19 protein-coding genes are annotated in these 21230 nt (G+C 67.4%); 15 read left to right on the top strand and 4 right to left on the bottom strand.

Annotation, left to right across the window (positions count from 1 at the left end; all coding sequences use genetic code 11):
• Positions 1 to 258 precede the first annotated feature (258 nt).
• From U858_RS0101060 to U858_RS0101010, 11 genes are all read left to right on the top strand, one after another.
• Positions 259 to 957, top strand: coding sequence for a FadR/GntR family transcriptional regulator (locus U858_RS0101060; protein WP_025135342.1), 699 nt, complete (start codon positions 259 to 261; stop codon positions 955 to 957).
• A complete protein-coding gene (locus U858_RS0101055; protein WP_025135341.1) occupies positions 954 to 2669 on the top strand; it encodes a thiamine pyrophosphate-binding protein in 1716 nt (571 codons plus the stop codon). The genes U858_RS0101060 and U858_RS0101055 overlap by 4 nt, the downstream gene beginning before the upstream one ends.
• Before the next feature lie 18 nt (positions 2670 to 2687).
• Positions 2688 to 3929 (top strand): Zn-dependent hydrolase, encoded by a 1242-nt coding sequence (locus tag U858_RS0101050; RefSeq protein WP_025135340.1) that lies wholly within the window; start codon positions 2688 to 2690, stop codon positions 3927 to 3929.
• 18 nt (positions 3930 to 3947) lie between these two features.
• Complete coding sequence (locus U858_RS0101045) at positions 3948 to 5447, top strand: aldehyde dehydrogenase (protein WP_025135339.1); 1500 nt, start codon at positions 3948 to 3950, stop codon at positions 5445 to 5447.
• 195 nt (positions 5448 to 5642) lie between these two features.
• Complete coding sequence (locus U858_RS0101040) at positions 5643 to 7217, top strand: ABC transporter substrate-binding protein (RefSeq protein WP_025135338.1); 1575 nt, start codon at positions 5643 to 5645, stop codon at positions 7215 to 7217.
• A gap of 90 nt (positions 7218 to 7307) precedes the next feature.
• Positions 7308 to 8315, top strand: a complete 1008-nt coding sequence (locus tag U858_RS0101035) for an ABC transporter permease (protein WP_025135337.1) — start codon at positions 7308 to 7310, stop codon at positions 8313 to 8315.
• Complete coding sequence (locus tag U858_RS0101030) at positions 8312 to 9151, top strand: ABC transporter permease (protein WP_025135336.1); 840 nt, start codon at positions 8312 to 8314, stop codon at positions 9149 to 9151. Before U858_RS0101035 ends, U858_RS0101030 begins: the two co-directional genes overlap by 4 nt.
• Before the next feature lie 9 nt (positions 9152 to 9160).
• The gene (locus U858_RS0101025; RefSeq protein ID WP_025135335.1) at positions 9161 to 10795 is read left to right on the top strand and encodes an ABC transporter ATP-binding protein; all 1635 of its coding nucleotides are present in this window, start codon (positions 9161 to 9163) and stop codon (positions 10793 to 10795) included.
• 27 nt (positions 10796 to 10822) lie between these two features.
• Positions 10823 to 11116, top strand: a complete 294-nt coding sequence (locus U858_RS0101020) for a cupin domain-containing protein (RefSeq protein WP_025135334.1) — start codon at positions 10823 to 10825, stop codon at positions 11114 to 11116.
• Between the two features lie 22 nt (positions 11117 to 11138).
• Positions 11139 to 12203: a histone deacetylase family protein gene (locus U858_RS0101015; RefSeq protein ID WP_025135333.1), complete on the top strand. Its 1065-nt coding sequence runs from the start codon at positions 11139 to 11141 to the stop codon at positions 12201 to 12203.
• Positions 12204 to 12261: 58 nt separating this feature from the next.
• Positions 12262 to 13170, top strand: a complete 909-nt coding sequence (locus U858_RS0101010) for an EamA family transporter (protein ID WP_029953408.1) — start codon at positions 12262 to 12264, stop codon at positions 13168 to 13170.
• 25 nt (positions 13171 to 13195) lie between these two features.
• On the opposite strand, the gene U858_RS0101005 is transcribed toward U858_RS0101010, so the two are convergent.
• On the bottom strand, positions 13196 to 14221 hold the full coding sequence (locus tag U858_RS0101005; protein WP_025135331.1) for a LacI family DNA-binding transcriptional regulator: 1026 nt from the start codon (positions 14219 to 14221) through the stop codon (positions 13196 to 13198).
• Positions 14222 to 14354: 133 nt separating this feature from the next.
• On the opposite strand from U858_RS0101005, the gene U858_RS0101000 reads away from it, so the two are divergent.
• The 4 genes from U858_RS0101000 (at position 14355) to U858_RS0100985 (ending at position 19143) form a co-directional block, all read left to right on the top strand.
• Positions 14355 to 14897 (top strand): TRAP transporter small permease, encoded by a 543-nt coding sequence (locus U858_RS0101000; protein ID WP_025135330.1) that lies wholly within the window; start codon positions 14355 to 14357, stop codon positions 14895 to 14897.
• 46 nt (positions 14898 to 14943) lie between these two features.
• Complete coding sequence (locus U858_RS0100995; RefSeq protein WP_025135329.1) at positions 14944 to 16224, top strand: TRAP transporter large permease; 1281 nt, start codon at positions 14944 to 14946, stop codon at positions 16222 to 16224.
• 52 nt (positions 16225 to 16276) lie between these two features.
• Positions 16277 to 17293 carry a TRAP transporter substrate-binding protein gene (locus U858_RS0100990; RefSeq protein ID WP_025135328.1) on the top strand — a complete coding sequence of 339 codons (1017 nt, stop codon included), beginning with the start codon at positions 16277 to 16279 and terminating at the stop codon, positions 17291 to 17293.
• A gap of 68 nt (positions 17294 to 17361) precedes the next feature.
• Positions 17362 to 19143, top strand: coding sequence for an IlvD/Edd family dehydratase (locus tag U858_RS0100985; RefSeq protein WP_025135327.1), 1782 nt, complete (start codon positions 17362 to 17364; stop codon positions 19141 to 19143).
• 78 nt (positions 19144 to 19221) lie between these two features.
• Here the strand turns inward: U858_RS0100985 and U858_RS0100980 are convergent, their stop codons facing one another.
• The 3 genes from U858_RS0100980 to U858_RS34170 all read right to left on the bottom strand — a co-directional run bounded on the left by U858_RS0100980 (position 19222) and on the right by U858_RS34170 (position 21224).
• On the bottom strand, positions 19222 to 20169 hold the full coding sequence (locus tag U858_RS0100980) for an alpha/beta hydrolase (RefSeq protein WP_025135326.1): 948 nt from the start codon (positions 20167 to 20169) through the stop codon (positions 19222 to 19224).
• A 179-nt stretch (positions 20170 to 20348) separates the two neighbouring features.
• Positions 20349 to 20768: a YbaN family protein gene (locus U858_RS0100975; protein ID WP_198529692.1), complete on the bottom strand. Its 420-nt coding sequence runs from the start codon at positions 20766 to 20768 to the stop codon at positions 20349 to 20351.
• 48 nt (positions 20769 to 20816) lie between these two features.
• The gene (locus tag U858_RS34170; RefSeq protein WP_025135324.1) at positions 20817 to 21224 is read right to left on the bottom strand and encodes a hypothetical protein; all 408 of its coding nucleotides are present in this window, start codon (positions 21222 to 21224) and stop codon (positions 20817 to 20819) included.
• Positions 21225 to 21230: the final 6 nt, after the last annotated feature.

The following is a 21230-nucleotide window of genomic DNA, read 5'->3' as shown; positions in this document are numbered from 1 at the left end:
CTGTCGCCCCACCTTGGAGCGCAGCGATTATCGGGTTCGCCTCCCGTCACAAGCGCAGGGGTTTTGTTCGGCAATTGTTCAAAAAATGTAAAGCGCGGGGCCATGCACGCCGCCATAACTGGCCTGACCACCAGATAGAAAGACGGGAAACCCCTCTGATCGTTTTCCCTTGATAGGCCTATTTTTTGTTTGATTTCAATGACAAGCTTGGCGCATAAGTGGCCTGACCACTAGACCAAGAGATTGACGCAGCCGTTGATGAACACCTTCCAAGCCGTGGCCGTTACCCGCCTGTACCGAATGATTGCCGACCAGATCGCCGGCCGCATCCGGGCGGGCGATTTCCCCCGGGGCGGCCGCCTGCCTTCCGAACGCGAACTGGCCGAACAATTGCAGGTCAGCCGCGCGTCGATCCGCGAAGCCTTGATCGCCCTGGAAATCGAAGGCTATGTCGAAGTGCGGGTGGGCTCGGGCGTGTTCGTGACGGCCGCCCGGGACAGCGCCGCCCCCTCGGCGGCGGCCCTGGACGAGATCGGCCCGTTCGACCTGCTCGAAGCGCGGATGCTGATCGAACCCGAATGCGCCGCGCTGGCTGCGCAGCAGGGGTCCGACGCGCAGCTTGCAGCCATTCGCAAGGCGCACGAGGGCATGTCGCTGACGGATTCGCCCGGCCTGCATGACCGCGAGTTCCACCGCGCCATCGCCGCCGCCTGCGGCAACGCGGCGCTGGCCTCGTCGGTGGCGCATTTGTGGGACCTGAGCCTGGCCAGCCCGGTGTTCAGCCGCATGCAGGACTACTTCGTCAATACCAAGGTGTGGGCCGTGGCCCACGCCGAACACCAACGCATCCTGACGGCCATCCTGGCCCGCGACCCGATCCGCGCGCGGCATGCCATGCACGCCCACCTGATCGGCATCCTGGCCCGCCTGCGGGAAGACTTCGGAGTGTTTGCATGACGGCTGTATCCCCCCTTGTCCGCAACGGCGGCCAGATCCTGATGCAGCAGTTGCGCATCCATGGCACGCGCCGGATCTTCATGATTCCGGGCGAAAGCTACCTGCCCTGCATCGACGCGCTGAACGAGCACCGCGGCGCCATCGAGCCCATCGTCTGCCGCCAGGAAAGCGGCGCCGCGTACATGGCCGAGGCCTACGGCAAGCTGACCGGCGAACCGGGCGTGTGCTTCGTCACCCGGGGGCCGGGCGCCACCAATGCCAGCATCGGCGTGCACACCGCCTTCCAGGATTCCACGCCGATGATCCTGTTCGTCGGCCAGGTCGGCAACGACTTCTACGAACGCGAGGCCTTCCAGGAAATCGACTACCGCCGTATGTTCGGGCAGATGGCCAAGTGGGTCGCGCAGATCGACCGCACCGACCGCATCCCCGAATTCGTGGCGCGCGCCTACGCCACCGCCACCAGCGGCCGCCCAGGCCCCGTGGTGCTGGCGCTGCCGGAAGACACGCTTTGGGGGACCGCATCGGTGCCCGACCTGCCACCCTACCCGCGCATCGTGGCGCATCCGGGCGAGCCCGATCTGGATCGCCTGCGGCAGTTGCTCGATGCCGCCGAACGCCCCGTCATGGTGGTCGGCGGCAGCGGCTGGACGGGCGAGGCCATCGGCCAGGTTGCCGCCTTTGCCGAGCGCTTCGAGCTGCCGGTGGGCACGGCCTGGCGACGGCTGGAATGCTTTGACCAGCGCCATGCCAACGCCGCCGGCCAGGTGGGCTGGGGCATGACCGAGGCTCTGCGCGCCCGCATCCAGTCGGCCGACCTGATCCTGGCGGTGGGCACGCGCCTGGGCGAAGCCACCACCGAGGGCTACCAGCTGGTGCAAAGCCCGCAGCCGCGCCAGACGCTGATCCATGTGTATCCTGACGCCCAGGAGCTGGGCCGCGTGTATGCGCCGACCCAGGCCATCGTGGCCAGCGTGACGGGCTTTGCGCAGGCCGTGGCCCGCCTGCAGCCGGGCCACGCCAAGCCGCGCGGCGACGCCGTGCGCCAGGCGCATGCCGATTATGTGGATTCGCTGGCGCCGCTGCCCGCGCCAGGACCGCTGAGCCTGGATACGATCGCCGTGCAGGCCAACCAGCGCCTGCCGGCGGACGCCTGCGTGACGGTGGGCGCCGGCAACTACGCGCTGTATCCGCACCGCTACCGCCAATTCACCGGTCCCGGCACCAGCCTGGCGCCCACCGTGGGCGCGATGGGCTACGGGCTGCCGGCAGCCGTGTCCGCCAAGCTGGAGCATCCCGGCAAGACCGTGGTCTGCTATGCCGGCGACGGCTGCTTCCAGATGAACCTGCAGGAACTGGGCGTGGCGCAGCAATATCGGCTGGGCATCGTGGTGCTGGTGTTCAACAACGGCATGTGGGGCACCATCCGCGCTCATCAGGAACGCGAATTCCCCGGCCGCCCCATCGCGCTGGGCTTCGAGAACCCGGACTTCACCCAGATCGTGCGCGGTTACGGCGGCTATGGCGAAGCCGTCGAGCGCACCGAGGACTTCGCCGCGGCGTTCGACCGCGCACTGGCCTACGCCGACCGCGAACAGCGGCCCGCGCTGCTGGAAATCCGCTACGACGCAGACGGCATCGCGCCCGGCCAGACGCTTACCTCCATCCGCACCGCGGCCCTGGCACGCCACGCCGCCGCGCCCTCCCACTGACCCGAACGAGGCTCATCCATGACTTCTTCCCTGTCCGTCAACGGCAACCGTCTCTGGCAATCCCTGATGGATCTGGCGCAGATCGGCGCCACCCCCAAGGGCGGCAACTGCCGCCTGGCCCTGACCGCGCTGGACGGCCAGGGCCGCGACCTGGTCACTGGCTGGATGCGCGACGCCGGCCTGACGGTGCGCGTGGACCAGGTGGGCAACATCTTCGCCCGCCGCGCCGGCCGCAACGACGCGCTGCCGCCGGTCATGACCGGCAGCCACATCGACACGCAGCCCACCGGCGGCAAGTTCGATGGCTGCTACGGCGTGCTGGCCGGGCTGGAAGTGATGCGCACGCTGAACGACGCGGGCGTGCAGACCGAGGCGCCGCTGGAAGTGGCCATCTGGACCAACGAGGAAGGTTCGCGCTTCGTGCCGGTGATGATGGGATCGGGCGTGTTCGCCGGCAAGTTCCCGCTGGAAACGGCGCTGAACGCGCGCGACGCCAAGGGCATCGCGGTGCGCGACGAACTGCAGGCCATCGGCTATGCCGGAACGGACCCGGTGGGTGGTCGCCCGGTGGATGCCTATTTCGAGGCCCACATCGAACAGGGCCCGATTCTGGAACATGAAGAAAAAGTCATCGGCGTGGTGACCGGGTCGCTGGGCCTGCGGTGGTACGACGTGACGGTGACCGGCATGGAAATGCATGCCGGCCCCACGCCGATGGGCATCCGCCGCGACGCGCTGTTCGCCGCCAGCTACCTGCTGCAGGCCGTGGTCAACATCGCCAACGCCAACCAGCCGCACGGCCGCGGCACCGTGGGCGAGATCCATGCCCACCCCGGTTCGCGCAACGTCATTCCCGGCCAGGTGCGCTTCACCACCGACCTGCGCCACGAAGACGAAGCCACGCTGACCCGCATGGATACCGCCTGGCGCGATGCCTGCCGCGAGATCGCCGACAAGCATGGCGTGACGGTCGACGTGAAGGACGTGCAGTACTTCCGCCCCACCCCGTTCGATCCGGACCTGGTGGACAAGGTGCGCCAGGGCGCCGCCCAGCGAGGCCTCGCGGCCATGAACATCGTGACGGGCGCCGGCCACGACGCCGTCTACATGGCGGCGGTGGCGCCCACGGCCATGATCTTCGTGCCGTGCAAAGACGGCATCAGCCACAACGAAATCGAAGACGCCCAGCCCGGCCACCTGGAAGCCGGCTGCAACGTGCTGCTGGACGCCATGGTGGCGCGCGCCAACAGCCCGCGCTGACTCGACAAGGACACCGCCATGACCCATTACACCTTTGACGACTGGCAGGCCCGGGCCCGCTCGCTGACCTTGCGCGGCCAGGCCTACATCGACGGCGCCTATGCCGATGCCGCCGACGGCGCCACGTTCGTCGCCACCAGCCCCATCGACGGCCGCAAGCTGGCCGACGTGGCCGCCTGCGGCCAGGCCGACGTCGACCGCGCCGTCGCCGCGGCCCGCCGCGCCTTCGACAGCGGCGTCTGGTCCGGCCTGCCGCCGCGAGAACGCAAGGCGCGCTTGCTCAAGCTGGCGCAGCTCATCACCGACCACAGCGAAGAGCTGGCCCTGATCGAAACGCTGGACATGGGCAAGCCGATCCGCGACGCGCTGGCCTTCGACCTGCCCGAAACCGCGCAGTGCTATGCCTGGTATGGCGAGGCCATCGACAAGGTCTACGACGAAATCGCCCCCACCGGCCAGAACGTGCTGGCCACGATGACGCGCGAACCGGTCGGCGTGGTGGCTGCGGTGGTGCCCTGGAACTACCCGCTACTGATGGCCGCCTGGAAAGTGGCGCCGGCGCTGGCCGCCGGCAACAGCGTCATTCTCAAGCCGGCCGAACAGTCGTCGCTGAGCGCGTTGCGGCTGGCGGCGCTGGCCGAACATGCCGGCATACCCGCCGGGGTCTTCAACGTCGTGCCCGGCACCGGCCCCATCGCGGGCCAGGCGCTGGGCCTGCATCCGGACGTGGATTGCGTGGCATTCACCGGGTCCACCGCCACCGGCAAGCGCTTCATGACCTATTCGGGCGAATCGAACCTGAAGCGGGTCTGGCTGGAATGCGGCGGCAAGTCGCCGCACATCGTGTTCGAAGACTGCCCCGACCTGGACCGCGCCGCGCTGATCGCCGCGCTGGCGATCTTCTCGAACCAGGGCGAAGTGTGCATCGCCGGCTCGCGCCTGTACGTGCACGACGCCATCTACGACACCTTCATGGAAAAAGTGGCGCGCCACGCCGCCGACATGCGGCCCGGCAATCCGCTGGACCCGGACACCACGCTGGGCGCCATGGTCGACGAGCGCCAGACGCGTTCGGTGATGGCGCGCATTGCGGCCGGCCAGGCCGACGGCGCCACGCTGCGCATCGGCGGCCGTCAGGTGCGCACAGACAGCGGCGGCTTCTACATCGAGCCCACCATCTTCGACTGCGTTGACGCCACCCACGCGCTGGTCCGCGAAGAGATCTTCGGGCCGGTGCTGACCGCGCAACGCTTTCGCAGCGAAGACGAAGCCATCGCGCTGGCCAACGATTCGGCCTACGGCCTGGGTGCGGGGCTGTGGACCGCCAACCTGGGCCGCGCGCATCGCCTGTCGCGGCGGCTGCGCGCCGGCCTGGTCTGGGTCAATTGCTATGCCGACGGCGACATCACCGTGCCGTTCGGCGGTGTCAAGCAATCGGGCTTTGGACGCGACAAGTCGCTGCATGCGCTGGACAAGTACAGCGACCTGAAGACCACCTGGATCGACATCAGCCTGTAAGCCCCGGGCCGTGCACTGTTTTCGCCGCATTGGTGCGCGGCGCCGTACTTGCACCTGAACGAAGCATTGTTGTAGCAGCTCCACCCGCAGTTCCCTGAGAAACCCAGGTGGCACGAGGTTTGCTTGTCATAGCCGGCACGCGCCGCGTAAACAGGCGCCCACCTGATTGACACTCTTCCAGCCCGGAGGCTCGCAGTGAAATCGAAGAAATGGTTCTCCCTCAGCATCGGCGCCCTGCTCCTGGCCGCCGCCTTGCCCGCCACCCAGGCCCTGGCCCAGACCAAGGGCGGCACGCTGAACATGATCGTCCAGCCCGAACCGCCCGTGATCGTCACGGCCATCAACCAGCAGGGCCCGACCCAGTTCGTCGCCGGCAAGATCTATGAAAGCCTGCTGACCTACTCGACCGACCTGAAACCGCAGCCTGGCCTGGCCAAATCGTGGGAAGCGTCGCCTGACGGCCTGACCTACACCTTCCACCTGCAGGACAACGTCAAATGGCATGACGGCAAGCCCTTCACCGCCGACGACGTCGTCTTCACGCTGTCGGACATGCTGCCCAAGACCCATGCGCGGGCCCGCGTGATCCTGAACAAGTTCGTCGATTCGGTGCAGGCGCCCGACCCCAAGACCGTGGTCATCAAGCTGAAGTCGCCCTTCCCGGCCTTCATGCTGATGTTCGAGCCGGGCTTTGCGCCGATGATGCCCAAGCACATCTACGCCGGCACCGACTACATGACCAACCCGGCCAACCAGAAGCCCATCGGCACCGGCCCCTTCATGTTCAAGGAATGGAAGCGCGGCGAATACATCAAGCTGGTGCGCAACCCCGACTACTGGAAGCCGGGCATGCCCTACCTGGATGAACTGGTGTTCAACGTGATCCCGGATGCGGCCTCGCGCGCGGTGGCGTTCGAGCGCGGCAGCGTGGACGTGCTGCGCGGCGGCGACGTCGACAACGTCGACATCAAGCGCCTGCGCGCCCTGCCCAAGGTGGAATACACCACGGCCGGCTGGGAGATGTTTTCGCCCCAGGCCTACCTGATCTTCAACATGCGCAAGCCGCCGTTCGACAACCTGAAGGTGCGCCAGGCCGTCATGGCCGCGATGAACCGCAACATGGTGGTCAACAACATCTTCTTCGGCCTGGGCAAGGTGTCCACCAGCCCGTTCGTGACGACCGAGATGTTCTATGACAAGAACATGCCGCCCATGGCCTTCGACATGAAGAAGGCGCGCGAGCTGATCAAGGAATCGGGCATCAAGCCCGGCGACTACACCATCCGCCAGTTGAGCTTCCCGTACGGCTCGACCTGGGACCGCCTGGGCGAATACACCAAGCAGGCGCTTGAGCAGCTGGGCTTCAAGGTCAACCTGGAATCGACCGATGCGGGCGGCTGGGCCAGCCGCACCGGCAACTGGGACTTCGACCTGACCACCAACTTCACCTACCAGTACGGCGACCCCGCGCTGGGCGTGCAGCGCCTGTACATCTCGTCCAACATCGTCAAGGGTTCGCCGTTTGCCAACGTGCAGGGCTACAGCAACCCCGAGACCGACAAGCAGTGGGAAGCGGCGGCGTCCGAAGTCGACCCGTCCAAGCGCCAGGCGCTTTACACGCAGCTGCAGACCACGCTGGTCAACGAGGTCGCCAACGGCTTCCTGGTGGACATGGAATTTCCCACGCTGTATCGCGCCAACGTCAAGAACCTGGTCAAGACCGCCATCGGCCTGAACGAGTCGTTCGACGACGTCTACATCGAGAAGTAAGCGCCGCACACCGCCACCGGGGCCGGCACCCCGGCGGCGGCGCCCGGCCGCGCGACGGACACCCGCGCCCGTCCACGGAGGACCTTGAGCATGAAATTCCTGTCTTTCCTCGTATCCCGCATCGGCAAGGCCCTGGTGGTCGTGCTGGGCGTGGTGATCATCAATTTCTTCCTGATCCGCCTGGCGCCCGGCGACCCCGCCGCCGTGCTGGCGGGCCAGGCGGGCGCGGGCGATGCCGCCTATGTCGAACAGTTGCGCGTGGCGTTCGGGCTGGACAAGCCCGTGCTGACGCAGCTGTTCCTGTACCTGAAAGGCGTGGTCCAGCTGGACCTGGGCTTTTCCTACCGCAACCACGTGCCGGTGCTGGACCTGATCGTCGAGCGCCTGCCCGCCACCTTCCTGCTGATGTCCTGCGCCTTCGTGTTCTCGATCGTGCTGGGCGTGCTGCTGGGCGTGGTGGCCGCCAAGGCGCGCTACCGCAACAAGCGCCGCTGGATCGACAGCTCGGTCATGACCGGCGCCCTGCTGCTCTACGCGACGCCGCTGTTCTGGCTGTCGCTGATGGGCATCCTGCTGTTCTCGGTGGTGCTGGGCTGGCTGCCGGCCTTCGGCATGGAAACCGTGGGCGCCGGCCTGACCGGCTGGGCCCGCGCGGCCGACATCGCGCAGCACCTGATCCTGCCGACCGTCACGCTGGGCTGCTTCTTCATGGCCGTCTATGTGCGGCTGACCCGGGCGTCGATGCTGGAAGTCATCGGCATGGACTTCGTCAAGACGGCGCGCGCCAAGGGCGTCAGCCCCAGCCGCGTCATCCGCGCCCACGTGCTGCGCAACGCGCTGTTGCCCGTCATTACGTTTGCCGGCATCCAGCTGGGCCAGATGGCCGGCGGCGCGGTGCTGACCGAGACGGTGTTCGCGTGGCCCGGCATCGGCCGGCTGATGTTCGATGCGCTGCTGCAGCGTGACTACCAGCTGCTGCTGGGCATTTTCCTGGTGACCTCGATCATGGTGGTGGTGTTCAACCTGCTGACCGACGTGCTGTACCGGCTGATCGATCCGCGCATCGGCGCGGGCGCGCAACAAGGAGCCGCCGCATGAGCCCCTTTGCCCGACGCTATATGCGCAACTACGGCGCGGTGGCCGGCCTGGCCATCATGCTGGTCGTCGTCATCGTGGCCCTGGCCGCGCCGCTCCTGTACCCGGATTCGCCGTGGATGATGGTGGCCGACCCGCTGATCCCGCCGTTCACCGACGCGGCCTACCCGTTCGGCACCGACATGCTGGGCCGCGACATCACCGCCGGCCTGGTGTGGGGCGCCCGCGTGTCGCTGATGGTGGGCTTGCTGTCCACCACCGTGGCGCTGGTGTTCGGCATCGTGGTGGGGTCCATCGCCGGCTATTGCGGCGGCCGCGTGGACGATGCGCTGATGCGCTTCACCGAGTTCTTCCAGACCATTCCGCAACTGGCCATGGCCGTGGTGCTGGTGGCCATCCTGAGCCCGTCGGTGTATTCCATCATGGGCGCCATCGCGGTGGTGTCCTGGCCCCCGGCGGCGCGCCTGGTGCGGTCTGAATTCATGACCCTCAAGCAGCGCGAGTTCGTGCAGGCGGCCATCGTCATCGGCCAGACGCCGGCCCGCATCGTGGGCACGCAGATCCTGCCCAACGCCATGTCGCCCATCATCGTGTCGGCCTCGTTCATGGTGGCGACCGCCATCCTGACCGAATCGTCGCTGTCCTTCCTGGGCCTGGGCGACCGCAACCTGATGAGCTGGGGCTTCATGATCGGCGCGGCCCGCACCATGATCCGCGAAGCCTGGTGGATGAGCGTGTGGCCGGGCGTGGCCATCCTGCTGACCGTGCTGGCCATCAACCTGATCGGCGAAGGCCTGAACGACGCCCTCAACCCGCAACTGCGCAAGCGCGGCGAATAGGAGACCGGCATGAACGCATCCACGCCCCTGCTTTCCATCCAGAACCTCAGCATTGCGCTGCCCAGCGGCGGCGACCGCCCGTTCGCGGTGCAGGACGTCTCGTACGACATCCATGCCGGTGAAATCCTGTGCATCGTCGGCGAATCCGGCTCGGGCAAGTCCATGAGCGCCAACGCCATTATGGGCCTTCTGCCCGACTACCTGACGCCGCAGCAAGGCCGCATCCTGTTCCGCGGCACCGACCTGCTGCGACAGGACGAAGCCACCCTGCAGGCCATGCGCGGCAAGGACATGGCCATGATCTTCCAGGAACCGCTGTCGGCCCTGAACCCGCTGATGACGGTGGGCGAACAGATCAGCGAAGTCATGCGCGTGCACAACGCCTACCCCGGCGCTGAGCGCATGAAACGCACGCTGGACCTGCTGGCGTTCGTCGGCCTGCCGGACCCGGCCACGCTCTATCACGTGTACCCGTTCCGGCTGTCCGGCGGCCAGCGCCAGCGCGTCATGATCGCCATGGCCCTGGCGCTGGAGCCCGCGCTGCTGATCGCCGACGAGCCCACCACCGCGCTGGACGTCACCACCCAGGCCCAGATCCTGGCGCTGATCGCCCGCATCCAGAAGGAAAAGGGCATGGGGGTGATGTTCGTCACCCATGACTTCGGCGTGGTGGCCGAGATCGCGCACCGGGTGGCCGTCATGGAAAAGGGCATACTGGTCGAACAGGGGCCGGCCGACGAGGTGCTGAACCGGCCGCGTCATCCGTACACCCAGCGCCTGATCGCCGCCGTGCCGCACCGCCGCGGCGAAGAGCGCGCCGCGGCCGCCGACGACGCGCCTGTGCTGGAAGTCAAAGACCTGAAGAAGACCTACGTCATCGGCCACGGCTGGCTGGGCAACAAGCGCGAAGTGCACGCGGTGGACGGCGTGAGCTTTACTGTGCGCCGCGGCGAAACGCTGGGCATCGTGGGCGAATCCGGGTCGGGCAAGTCCACCATCGGCAAATGCCTGCTCAAGCTGGTCGGCATCAATGGCGGCCAGCTGATCTTCAACGGCCAGGACATCGCCACCCTGCCCGAGTCGCGCTTTCGGCCGCTGCGCAAAGATATCCAGATGATCTTCCAGGACCCCTTTGCGTCGCTCAACCCGCGCCACACCGTGGGCCGCATCATCAGCGATGGCCCGGTAGCCAATGGCGTGCCGCGAGCCCAGGCCGAGGCCCGGGTGCGCGAGCTGCTGTCGCTGGTGGGGCTGGACCCGTCGGCGTTCGACCGCTATCCCAACCAGTTCTCGGGCGGCCAGCGCCAGCGCATCGGCATCGCGCGCGCGCTGGCGCTGGAACCCAAGGTGCTGGTGGCCGACGAATCCGTGTCGGCGCTGGACGTATCCGTGCAGGCCCAGGTGCTGCAACTGCTGCACGACCTGCAGCAGCGCCTGAAGATCGCGCTGGTGTTCATCACCCATGACCTGCGCGTGGCCGCCCAGATCTGCAATTCGGTGCTGGTCATGCATCGCGGCAAGGTGGTGGAATACGGCTCACCCAGCCAGATCTTCGACAACCCGCAACACGCCTATACGCAACAACTCATCGCCGCGGTGCCCGGCCAGCACTGGGATCCCACCCAGGCGCAGGCCGCCGCCTGAAAGCGGCATCAACCAGGAGACTCGACCATGCAACGCCCCGCTGCCATCCCGACCGTCCAGATCGACAACGCCCAGGTCACCGTGACCGAATGGCGCTTTCCGCCGGGCGGCGAGACCGGCTGGCACCGTCACGGCATGAACTACGTGGTCGTGCCGCAGACCACCGGCCCGCTGCTGCTGGACACCCCCGACGGCCCCATCACCAGCCAGCTCACCACCGGCGTAGCCTACTACCGGCCGGTGGGCGTCGAGCACAACGTCATCAACCCCAGCGACACCGAATTCGTGTTCGTCGAAATCGAAATCAAGCAGGCGGCCTGACGCCCCCTCGACAAGGATCATCATGAAGGCGTTTTTCTCGGAAGAACAGCTGCTGCACTCGCCCCAGCAGTTCATGCGGCTGGGACGCATCAGCGCGCCGACCGACCTGCCAGCGCGCGCCGAAAGCCTGCAAAGCGCCCTGGCGGCGCGCGGCATCACGGTCCAGGCGCCGTCGGATTACGGCCGCAAGCCGCTGGAAGGCATCCACAGCCAGGACTACCTGGACTACCTGGAAACCGCGTATGCCCGCTGGCAGGCCTTGAAGGCACCCGGCGTGGACCCCGGCCCGGAGGTGCTGCCGAACCTGTCGCCCTACTACAACGGCCGCGTCGAAACGGCCGGGCGCGGCCCCTGCCCGTCGCCGTCCATCGTGGCGCAGACGGGGTATTACCTGAGCGACCTGTCGTGCCCCATCGGCCCGCAGACCTGGCGATCGGCGCTGCGCTCGACCCACAGCGCCGTGGCCGCGGCCGATCACGTTGCCGCGGGCGGCAAGCTGGCCTATGCGCTGTGCCGGCCGTCGGGCCACCACGCCCACCGCGACCGCGCCGGCGGCTTCTGCTACCTGAACAGCAGCGCCGCGGCCGCCAGCCGCCTGCTGCAGACCTGGTCCAAGGTGGCGGTGCTGGACGTGGACGCCCACCACGGCGACGGCACCCAGAACATCTTCTACCAGCGCGCCGACGTCATGACCGTGTCGCTGCACGCCGATCCCACCGGCTATTACCCGTTCTACACGGGCTATGCGCACGAACGCGGCCACGGCCCGGGTGAAGGCTACAACCTGAACCTGCCGCTGCCGCACGGGTCGGGCAACGACGTCTTCCTGAAGGCGCTGGACACGGCCCTGGCCGCGCTGGCCGGGTACGCGCCCGAGGCCCTGGTGCTGGCACTGGGGTTCGACACCTACAAGGACGACCCCATCAGCGTGCTCAAGCTGGACATCGGCGCCTACCGCGACATCGGCGCCCGCGTGGCCAGCCTGGGCGTGCCGACGGCGGTGGTCCAGGAAGGCGGCTACATGGTCCAGGCGATCGGCCCGGCGCTGGACGCTTTCCTGCAAGGCATGAGCCAAGGCGGCGCCTGAGCGGACCATGACCCTTCCTTCATCGGCGGCGCCCGTGCCGGGCGCCGGGGCGGCCGCGGTGTCGCCCGCCGCAGCATCGGCTGCCGCCGCAACGCGGGCTGCCGCCACGCCGGGCGGATCGCGCCGCGCCGGCATCCTGCTGTTCTTCGCCGCGCTCATGGCCTTCGCCACGTTCGACGCGGGGTCCAAGCAGCTGCTGGCCTACTACCCGGCGCCGTTCCTGAACGTCATGCGCTACATCGCCGTGGCCACGCTGGCGCTGGCGATGCTGTGGCGCCACCGCGGCCAGCGCCTGCGCGATGCGCCGCAAAAACCACTGCTGGTACTGCGCGGCGTCATGTTGGCCACGGTGGCCAGCTGCTTCATGACGGCGCTGATCTGGATGCCGCTGTCCGAGGCCACGGCGATCTACTTCACCTCGCCGCTCATCATGGTGGCGCTGTCGCCCTGGCTGCTGGGCGAGCGGGTCAAGGCGGCGCAATGGACGGCCGTGGCGGCGGGCTTTGCGGGCATGCTGCTGATCGTGCGGCCGGGGTCCGACCTGCCGGTCCTGGGCACCGTGCTGATGGCGATATCGGCCGTCAGCTATGCCTTTTTCCAGGTGCTGACCCGCAAGCTGTCGGGCAAGGTCGCCGGGCCAGTGCAGTATGCCTACACCGCCTTCATCTGCCTCATCGCCACGGCGCTGCCCGCGCCGTTCTTCCTGCCCGATCCCTGGCCTCCCGCCATCGACATGACGCTGATCGTGGCCCTGGGCGCGTGCAGCGGTCTGGCGCAGATTCTGCTGATTGCCGCGTTCCAGCGTGTGTCGGCTGCGACCCTGGCGCCGCTGAACTACTTCCAGCTGCTGCTGGCCGTAGGTTTCAGCACGTTCTGGTTCCAGCGTCCGCCTGACGGCCTGGCGCTGGCCGGCATGGGCCTGATCATGGCGTCGGGCGTGTTCCTGGCGTTACGGCGGGCGGCCTAGGAGGCACGGATCGCCGCCGCGCAGATCAGGTGGTTTCGCGCTGGACCAGCGTGAAGCCCAGGTCCACGTGAGGCTGTTCGATGTCCTGCCCCGCCAGTTGCCGCAAGAGCAGTTGCGCGGCCTCTCGGCCGATCTCGTAGCGTGGCGTGGCGATGGTGGACAGGGGCGGCGTGGTCCACGCCGTGCCTGCCAGATCGTGAAACCCCACGATCGCCACCTGTGCCGGCACGCTCACCCCCAGGCGCCCGCATTGAAACACCGCGCCCTGCGCCAGGTCGTCGTTGCAGAAGAACACCGCATCGCAATCGGGATGCGTCGCCAGCAAGGTCTGCAACAGCGTCGCGCCCAGGCCGATGGACGATTTCTCGGGCGTCATGATTTCCAGCGACGCGTCGTACAGGCCAGCATCGCGCAGCGCCTGGCGGCCGCCTTCGCAGCGGCGCAGCGAACGCGGGTCCAGTTGCGCACCGACGATGGCAATGCGCCGGTAACCGCGATCCACCAGATGCCGGCACGCCGCGTAGCCCGAATCGGCCTGCGAGAAGCCCACGCTCATGCCGTCGTCCGCGGCCAGCGTTTCGATCGTGTGGACGGTGGGCATGCCCTGCGCCCGCAGCAGGTCCCACACGCCCGGATTGTGATCGATGCCGGTCAGGATCAGGCCGTCGGGCAGATGCTGCAGGTACTTGCGCAGCAGCGCTTCCTCGGCGTCGGGCGAATAGCCGGTCACGCCGATCAGCAGGTGGTAGCCCTGCGCGTCCAGCACGTCCTTGATGCCCGTGATGATGTCGATGAACACCACGTTGCTGAGCGAAGGGATCAGCACCACGATGGTCTGCGAACGCGACGACGCCAACGCGCTGGCCGCGTGGTTGGGCACGTAACCCAATTCCTGGCAGACCTGGGCGATGCGCAGGCGCAACCCCTCGGCCACCTTGTCGGGCGTGCGCAGCGCGCGGGACACCGTGATGGCGCTGACCCCGGCGCGGTCCGCGACCTCTTGCATGGTCACTCGCCCGGCTCGGGTGCTGCGCGGCTTTCGGATGGACATCGATCTTTCTGACCCAGTTGGCGAGCCCGTAGTCTGACGCAAAGCGGGGGGCTTGCCAAACCAAAAATGTTAGCGCTAACATCAGCACCGCACGACCTCATAAAAATCCGGAAGACGGAAACTGGAGACAAGAATGCATGGTTCCCCCAAGGGGCGGCCTGGCGGCACGCCGCTGGCCCGCGCCGCAGACTGGTGCGCCCGCCTGCAGACGTGGCTGATGGTCGCCTGCCTGGCCGTCATGGTGGTGCTGCTGTTCGGCAACGTCGCCATGCGCTATCTGTTCAATTCCGGCATCAACGCGTCCGACGAAGTGTCGCGCCTGGCGTTCGTCTGGATGATCTTCCTGGGGTCGGTGCTGGCGCTGCGCGATCACCAGCACATCGGCGTCACGATGCTGATGGACCGCTTCGGCCCCGCCGCCCGCCGCGTCTCGCACATCTTCTGTCAGTTGCTGATCCTGTGGGTGCTGTGGCTGATGGCCGAAGGCAGCTGGGTGCAGACCGTGATCGGCCTGGACACCCGCCTGCCCGTCACGGCCATGTCGCTGGCCGTCTTCAACGCCGCGGCGCTGTATGCGGCCGTGGCGATGGGCCTGTTGACCCTGGTCGACCTGATACGCGTGCTGACCGGCGGTCCATTGCCGGCGGAATCCAGCCCCGAAGACCCGTCGGTCTGACCGGCCGCCCCTTCTCCCTTTCCGCCCTCCCGCCCGGACCCGCGCCATGATCCTGACCGTCTTCCTGCTCGTGCTGCTGGGGCTGATCGCCCTGGGCATGCCGATTGCCTTCGCGCTGCTGCTCAGCGCGATCGCCATGATGTTCCAGCTTGATTTCTTCGATACCCAGATCCTGGCGCAGAACATGCTGTCGGGCGCCAACAGCTTCACGCTGATGGCGGTACCGCTGTTCATGCTGGCCGGCGAACTGATGAACGCCGGCGGCATCTCGCGCCGCATCGTCAACCTGGCCAGCATGTTCGTGGGCCACATCCAGGGCGGCCTGGGCTACGTGGCGATCTTCGCCAGCGTGCTGCTCGCGGCCCTGTCCGGTTCGGCCGTGGCGGACGCCGCCGCCCTCGGTTCCCTGTTGATCCCCATGCTGCGCGAAAAAGGCTACGACGCCGGCCAGGCCTCGGGCCTGATCGCCGCGGGCGGCATCATCGCGCCCATCATTCCCCCGTCCATCTCGTTCATCATCTTCGGCGTCGCCACCAACGTCTCCATCACCAAGCTGTTCTTCGCCGGCATCGCCCCCGGGCTGATGATGGGCCTGACGCTGGTGGCGGTATGGACCTGGGTGGCGCGCAAGCATGGCGCCATCAAGCCCGCGCCGCGCCAGCCGTGGCGGGCCCGCCTGCGCGCCCTGCGCGAATCCGCCTGGGCGCTGATGCTGCCGGTCATCATCATCGGCGGCCTGCGCGGCGGCATCTTCACGCCCACCGAAGCCGCCGTGGTCGCCGCCGTGTATGCGCTGCTGGTCAGCCTGTTCGTCTACCGCGAGATCGGCGTGCGCGACCTGCTGCCGCTGTTCGTCAACGCCGCGCGCACCACCGCCATCGTCATGTTCCTGGTGGCTGCCGCCATGGTCTCGTCATACATGATCACCCTGGCCGACATGCCGCAGGACCTGATTGCGCTGCTGGAACCCGTGCTGGACCAGCCCAAGCTCTTGATGTTCGCCCTGCTGGTGCTGCTGACGCTGGTGGGCACCGTCATGGACCTGACGCCCACCATCCTGATCCTGGCGCCGGTGCTGATGCCCGTCGTCACCAAGGCCGGTATCGACCCCGTCTACTTCGGCGTCATGTTCGTCATGGTCGGCTGCGTGGGCCTGTTGACGCCGCCGGTGGGCACGGTGCTGAACGTGGTCTGCGGCGTTGCCCGCATCAATATGGAAACCATCTGCAGGGGCGTGTGGCGCTACGTCGTGGCCTACACGCTGCTGCTGGTTCTGCTGGTGATCTTCCCCGAGCTGATCACCGTTCCCGCAAGCTGGATGCACTAGGGTCCGCGACGCACGCCCGCGCGCCCCTGACAAGAAACCAAGGAGGAACACCATGTACAAGCCTTTGAAGACCCGCCTCATCGTGCTGGCCGCCGTACTGTCCTGCACCGTTGCCGGCGTCGCGGCCGCCGCCGACGTCAAGCCGCGGCTGATCCGCTTCGGCTACGGCCTGAACGACGAAAGCGTCCAGGGCCGCGCTGCCCGTTACCTGGCGCAGGAACTGGAAAAGATCAGCGGCGGCAAACTCAAGATGAAGACGTTCGGCTCGGCCAACCTGGGGTCGGACGAGCAGATGCAGGGCGCGCTGGCCGGCGGCGTGCAGGAAATGATGGTCGGGTCCACCGCGCCGCTGGCCGGCATGGTCAAGGAATTCGGCGTCTTCGACCTGCCGTTCCTGTTCAACAGCGAAAAAGAGGCCGACGCCGTGCTCGACGGCCAACTGGGCCAGGACCTGCTCAAGAAGCTGGAAGCCAAGGGCCTGGTCGGCCTGGTGTACTGGGAAAACGGCTTTCGCAACATGACCAATTCCAAGCGCCCCATCGTGCGCGCCGAAGACATGCAGGGCATCAAGCTGCGCGTGATGCAGAACCAGATCGCGCTGGGCGTCTTCAACACGCTGGGCGCCAACGCCGTGCCCATGCCGTTCTCGGAACTGTTCACCGCGCTGGAAACCCGCACGGTGGACGGCCAGGAAAACCCCATCACCACCATCCAGAGCAGCAAGTTCTACGAAGTGCAGCCCTACCTGACGATCACGCGGCACGTCTACACGCCCTGGGTGGTGCTGGCGTCCAAGAAATGGTGGGACAAGCTCTCGCCCGACGAACAGCGCCTGGTGCGCCAGGCCGCCGAGGCCTCGCGCGATTTCGAGCGCCAGGACAGCCGGGCCGATTCGCTGAAAGCCATGGGCACGCTGGAGCAGGCCGGCATGAAGATCAACACGGTGTCGCCCGAGGAAGTGGCCCGCATGCGCGAAAAAGTGCAGCCGGTGGTCGACAAGTACACGCAGGAGCTGGGGCCTGACCTGATCCGGCAACTGAACACGGAAATCGGCAAGGCGCGCAACTAGCCCCCCGGCCCTCTGGCTTACCGCGCGCCCGCCGCGCCGCAAGCCTTCGAAGCACACGAGACGCATCCATGACCGACACTCCCCGCAAGCTGCGCAGCCAGAAATGGTTCGACGACCCCGCCCATGCCGACATGACGGCCATCTACGTCGAGCGCTACCTGAACTACGGCCTGACCCGCGAGGAACTGCAATCCGGACGGCCCGTCATCGGCATTGCGCAAACGGGCAGCGACCTGGCGCCCTGCAATCGCCACCACCTGGCCCTGGCCGAGCGCATCAAGGCCGGCATCCGCGACGCGGGCGGCATCCCCATGGAATTCCCGGTGCATCCGCTGGCCGAACAGGGCCGCCGCCCGACCGCCGCGCTGGACCGCAACCTGGCCTACCTGGGCCTGGTCGAGATCCTGCACGGCTATCCGCTGGACGGCGTGGTGCTCACCACCGGCTGCGACAAGACCACGCCCGCCTGCCTGATGGCGGCCGCCACCGTCGACATCCCCGCCATCGTGCTGTCGGGCGGCCCCATGCTGGACGGCTGGCACGACGGCCAGCGCGTGGGTTCCGGCACCGTCATCTGGCACGCCCGCAACCTGATGGCCGCGGGCAAGCTGGACTACGAAGGCTTCATGACCCTGGCCACGGCGTCGTCGCCGTCGGTGGGCCACTGCAACACCATGGGCACCGCGCTGTCCATGAACTCGCTGGCTGAAGCGCTGGGCATGTCGCTGCCCACCTGCGCCAGCATTCCCGCGCCCTACCGTGAACGCGGCCAGATGGCCTACGCCACCGGCCTGCGCATCTGCGACATGGTGCGCGAAGACCTGCGGCCGTCCCACATCCTGACCCGCCAGGCCTTCGAAAACGCCATCGTCGTCGCGTCCGCCCTGGGTGCATCCAGCAACTGCCCGCCGCATTTGATCGCCATGGCGCGCCACGCCGGCATCGACCTCAGCCTGGACGACTGGCAGCGCCTGGGCGAAGACGTGCCGCTGCTGGTGAACTGCGTGCCAGCCGGCGAGCACCTGGGTGAAGGCTTTCACCGCGCCGGCGGCGTGCCGGCCGTGCTGCACGAATTGCTGGCCGCCGGACGGTTGCATGCCGACTGCCCCACGGTATCCGGCAAGACCATCGGCGACATCGCCGCCAGTGCCAAGACCCGCGACGCCGATGTCATCCGCAGTTGCGCGGCGCCGCTCAAGCACCGCGCCGGCTTCATCGTGCTGTCGGGTAATTTCTTCGACAGCGCCGTCATCAAGATGTCGGTGGTGGGCGAGGCGTTCCGCCGCACCTACCTGTCCACCGAGGGCGACGAAAATGCCTTCGAGGCCCGCGCCATCGTGTTCGACGGCCCCGAGGACTACCACGCCCGCATCGAAGACCCGTCGCTGGACATCGACGAACACTGCATCCTGGTCATACGCGGTGCCGGCACCGTCGGCTACCCCGGCAGCGCCGAAGTCGTGAACATGGCGCCCCCGTCGCACCTGATCAAGCGCGGCATCGACTCCTTGCCCTGCCTGGGCGATGGCCGCCAGAGCGGCACGTCGGGCAGCCCGTCGATCCTGAACATGTCGCCCGAGGCTGCGGTGGGTGGCGGCCTGGCGCTGCTGCGCACCGGCGACCGGATACGGGTCGACCTGAACCAGCGCAGCGTCATCGCGCTGGTGGACGATGCAGAAATGGAACGGCGCCGGCAAGCGCCCGGCTACCAGCCCCCGGCGTCGCAGACGCCCTGGCAAGCGTTGTATCGCCAATTGGTGGGCCAGCTATCCACCGGCGGCTGCCTGGAGCCAGCCACGCTCTACCTGAAGGTGGTGGAGACGCGCGGCGATCCCAGGCACTCGCACTGAACGCGAGCGACGGGGCGGTGGATCAGGCTTGGGCGATCACGGGCGAAAGATCAGGCCTTGAGGGCAAGGCCTGCAACATCACGCCTTGAAGAACTGATTGAAGGCCGCCCATTTGGCGAACAGCTCGGGCCAGGCCTGTACCAGCGAACCCGGCTTGCCCATGCCCCAGCCGTGCTTGCCGGCCGCGAAGATGTGCATCTCGGCCGGCACGCCCAGGCGGCGCAGCGCCCCGAACATCAACAGGCTGTTGTCCACCGGCGAAATCGGATCGTCCTGCGCCTGCGCCAGGAACGTGGGCGGCATCTGCGCCGTGACCAGGTGGTCCACGGAAAACGCCGCGCTTTCCTCGGCCGTGGGGTGCTCGCCGACGATCTCGCGACGCGCATGGGTGTGGTCGAACGGCGGCATGAACGTCAGCACGGGATAGATCAGCGCCGCGAAGTCCGGCCGCGAAGATTGTTTGTCGGTCTCGTCCAGCAACGGGTAGCGGGCCACGCCCGGCGTGGCCGCGGTGATGCCGGCCAGGTGCCCACCCGCCGAAAACCCCATCACGCCGATATGGCCGGTATCCAGCCCGAATTCCTGGGCCGACGCGCGGATCACCCGCATCGCACGCTGTCCATCCTGCAGGGGCGCCACCGCGGGCCAATGCTCGCCCGGCAGGCGATACACCAGCTCAAACGCCGTCACCCCTTGCGATTGCAGCCACAGGCAGGCCGGCGTGCTTTCCGTGCCACGCTCGATGTGGGCATAGCCGCCACCGGCAATCACCAGCATGGCCGTGCCGTTGGGGCGTTCGGGCCGGTAGACCACCAGGCGCGGCCGCGACACCTGCGTGACCGAGCCCTTGGCGCTGACCTTCTCGGCCTCTTTCGGGCCGGGTCCCCCCGGGGCCCGGTTGCCCGGCCACAGATCGAGGGTGGGTTGGCCCGTGGGCGCGGCAATCGCCATCGCGGGCTCGGTCATCAGCCCCAGCGCGGCGCTGGACAGGCCGGCGAACAGGAGTTCTCGTCGTTTGATATGCATGGGTCGTCCTCGCGGGCCGAAATGTCAGGGCGGACGAGGCGACCGCCGGACAGGGCCTGGCAACAAAGACCATGGCCGCGCTGCAGGCAATTTAAGCAGAGATTTGCAGGCCCGGCGGCGACAAAATGGACACGCCCGTTTCGGTGCGTTACGCGCGATGCGCGGCGTTCAAGCTGGCGTCAGGCGCCTGGCGCGGGATCATCCGGTTGCGCCGATGCGGCAACGGCCGGATCACGGATTTGCGGGCTGGGCCGGCTCAACACATAGGCAGCGCTTGCCAGGAAAAACACCCCCACGCCCAGCGCCAGCCAGAACGACGGATGCGCCCCCCACCAGAACAGGCCATACCCCACCGCCATGCCCAGTGACGCATACAGCTTGCCCTTGCGCGACACCGCGCCCTGCTCACGCCAGGCGCGCAGCGACGGACCGTAAGTGGGGCTGTCCAGCAGCCAGCGCTCCAGCCGGGGCGACGAGCGCGAAAAGCAGCCCACCGCCAGAATCAGGAAAATCGTGGTCGGCATCACCGGCAGAAAAGCGCCGATCACGCCCAACGCCAGCATCACGCAACCCAGGATCAGCCACAGTACTCTCATCATGATGGGGTGCAGGATAACGCACGCGGACGGGCGCGCCTGCGCCGCCCTTTACCTGAGCGGCACAATCTGCCAATTGCTGCCATCCTGGTACACCCGGAAATCAGCCACCTCGCCCGCTCGGGTCGTCACATCCAGATAGGTCACGGGATAAGAGGCATTGAACGCCTGCATCCCGACCTTGTGCGCGCCCGGCGGCACCCAGATCTGCAAGACGCGATTGGCGTTGATGCTGGCAATATGCCTGCCGTCGAGGTAGATCAGAATGTCGATCGCGCTGCCCCAGGTGCCCGAATCGCGCACCACCCGGATCGAACTCTTTTCCGTCGACGATTGCAGCAACGAGGGGTCCATGACAAATGACGATTCCAACTGCGGCGCCCGATTGGGATCGACGGGCGTGGTGCCGCAGGCCGCCAGCATCGACGCGAGCAGTCCGGCCACAAGGATTCTGGACATAGACAC

The sequence above is a fragment of the Achromobacter sp. DH1f genome (assembly GCF_000633435.1).
Lineage (GTDB): Bacteria > Pseudomonadota > Gammaproteobacteria > Burkholderiales > Burkholderiaceae_B > Achromobacter > Achromobacter deleyi.
Note: the sequence above shows the minus strand (reverse complement) of the source record. Positions and strands in the feature narration are given on the sequence as shown.

Bases quoted from the DNA above. Each gene is read 5' to 3' on its own strand.
- U858_RS0101060 (WP_025135342.1), top strand. From the start codon at position 259: ATGAACACCTTCCAAGCCGTGGCCGTTACCCGCCTGTACCGAATGATT.
- U858_RS0101055 (WP_025135341.1), top strand. From the start codon at position 954: ATGACGGCTGTATCCCCCCTTGTCCGCAACGGCGGCCAGATCCTGATG.
- U858_RS0101050 (WP_025135340.1), top strand. From the start codon at position 2,688: ATGACTTCTTCCCTGTCCGTCAACGGCAACCGTCTCTGGCAATCCCTG.
- U858_RS0101045 (WP_025135339.1), top strand. From the start codon at position 3,948: ATGACCCATTACACCTTTGACGACTGGCAGGCCCGGGCCCGCTCGCTG.
- U858_RS0101035 (WP_025135337.1), top strand. From the start codon at position 7,308: ATGAAATTCCTGTCTTTCCTCGTATCCCGCATCGGCAAGGCCCTGGTG.
- U858_RS0101030 (WP_025135336.1), top strand. From the start codon at position 8,312: ATGAGCCCCTTTGCCCGACGCTATATGCGCAACTACGGCGCGGTGGCC.
- U858_RS0101025 (WP_025135335.1), top strand. From the start codon at position 9,161: ATGAACGCATCCACGCCCCTGCTTTCCATCCAGAACCTCAGCATTGCG.
- U858_RS0101020 (WP_025135334.1), top strand. From the start codon at position 10,823: ATGCAACGCCCCGCTGCCATCCCGACCGTCCAGATCGACAACGCCCAG.
- U858_RS0101015 (WP_025135333.1), top strand. From the start codon at position 11,139: ATGAAGGCGTTTTTCTCGGAAGAACAGCTGCTGCACTCGCCCCAGCAG.
- U858_RS0101005 (WP_025135331.1), bottom strand. From the start codon at position 14,221: ATGTCCATCCGAAAGCCGCGCAGCACCCGAGCCGGGCGAGTGACCATG.
- U858_RS0101000 (WP_025135330.1), top strand. From the start codon at position 14,355: ATGCATGGTTCCCCCAAGGGGCGGCCTGGCGGCACGCCGCTGGCCCGC.
- U858_RS0100995 (WP_025135329.1), top strand. From the start codon at position 14,944: ATGATCCTGACCGTCTTCCTGCTCGTGCTGCTGGGGCTGATCGCCCTG.
- U858_RS0100990 (WP_025135328.1), top strand. From the start codon at position 16,277: ATGTACAAGCCTTTGAAGACCCGCCTCATCGTGCTGGCCGCCGTACTG.
- U858_RS0100985 (WP_025135327.1), top strand. From the start codon at position 17,362: ATGACCGACACTCCCCGCAAGCTGCGCAGCCAGAAATGGTTCGACGAC.
- U858_RS0100980 (WP_025135326.1), bottom strand. From the start codon at position 20,169: ATGCATATCAAACGACGAGAACTCCTGTTCGCCGGCCTGTCCAGCGCC.
- U858_RS0100975 (WP_198529692.1), bottom strand. From the start codon at position 20,768: ATGATGAGAGTACTGTGGCTGATCCTGGGTTGCGTGATGCTGGCGTTG.
- U858_RS34170 (WP_025135324.1), bottom strand. From the start codon at position 21,224: ATGTCCAGAATCCTTGTGGCCGGACTGCTCGCGTCGATGCTGGCGGCC.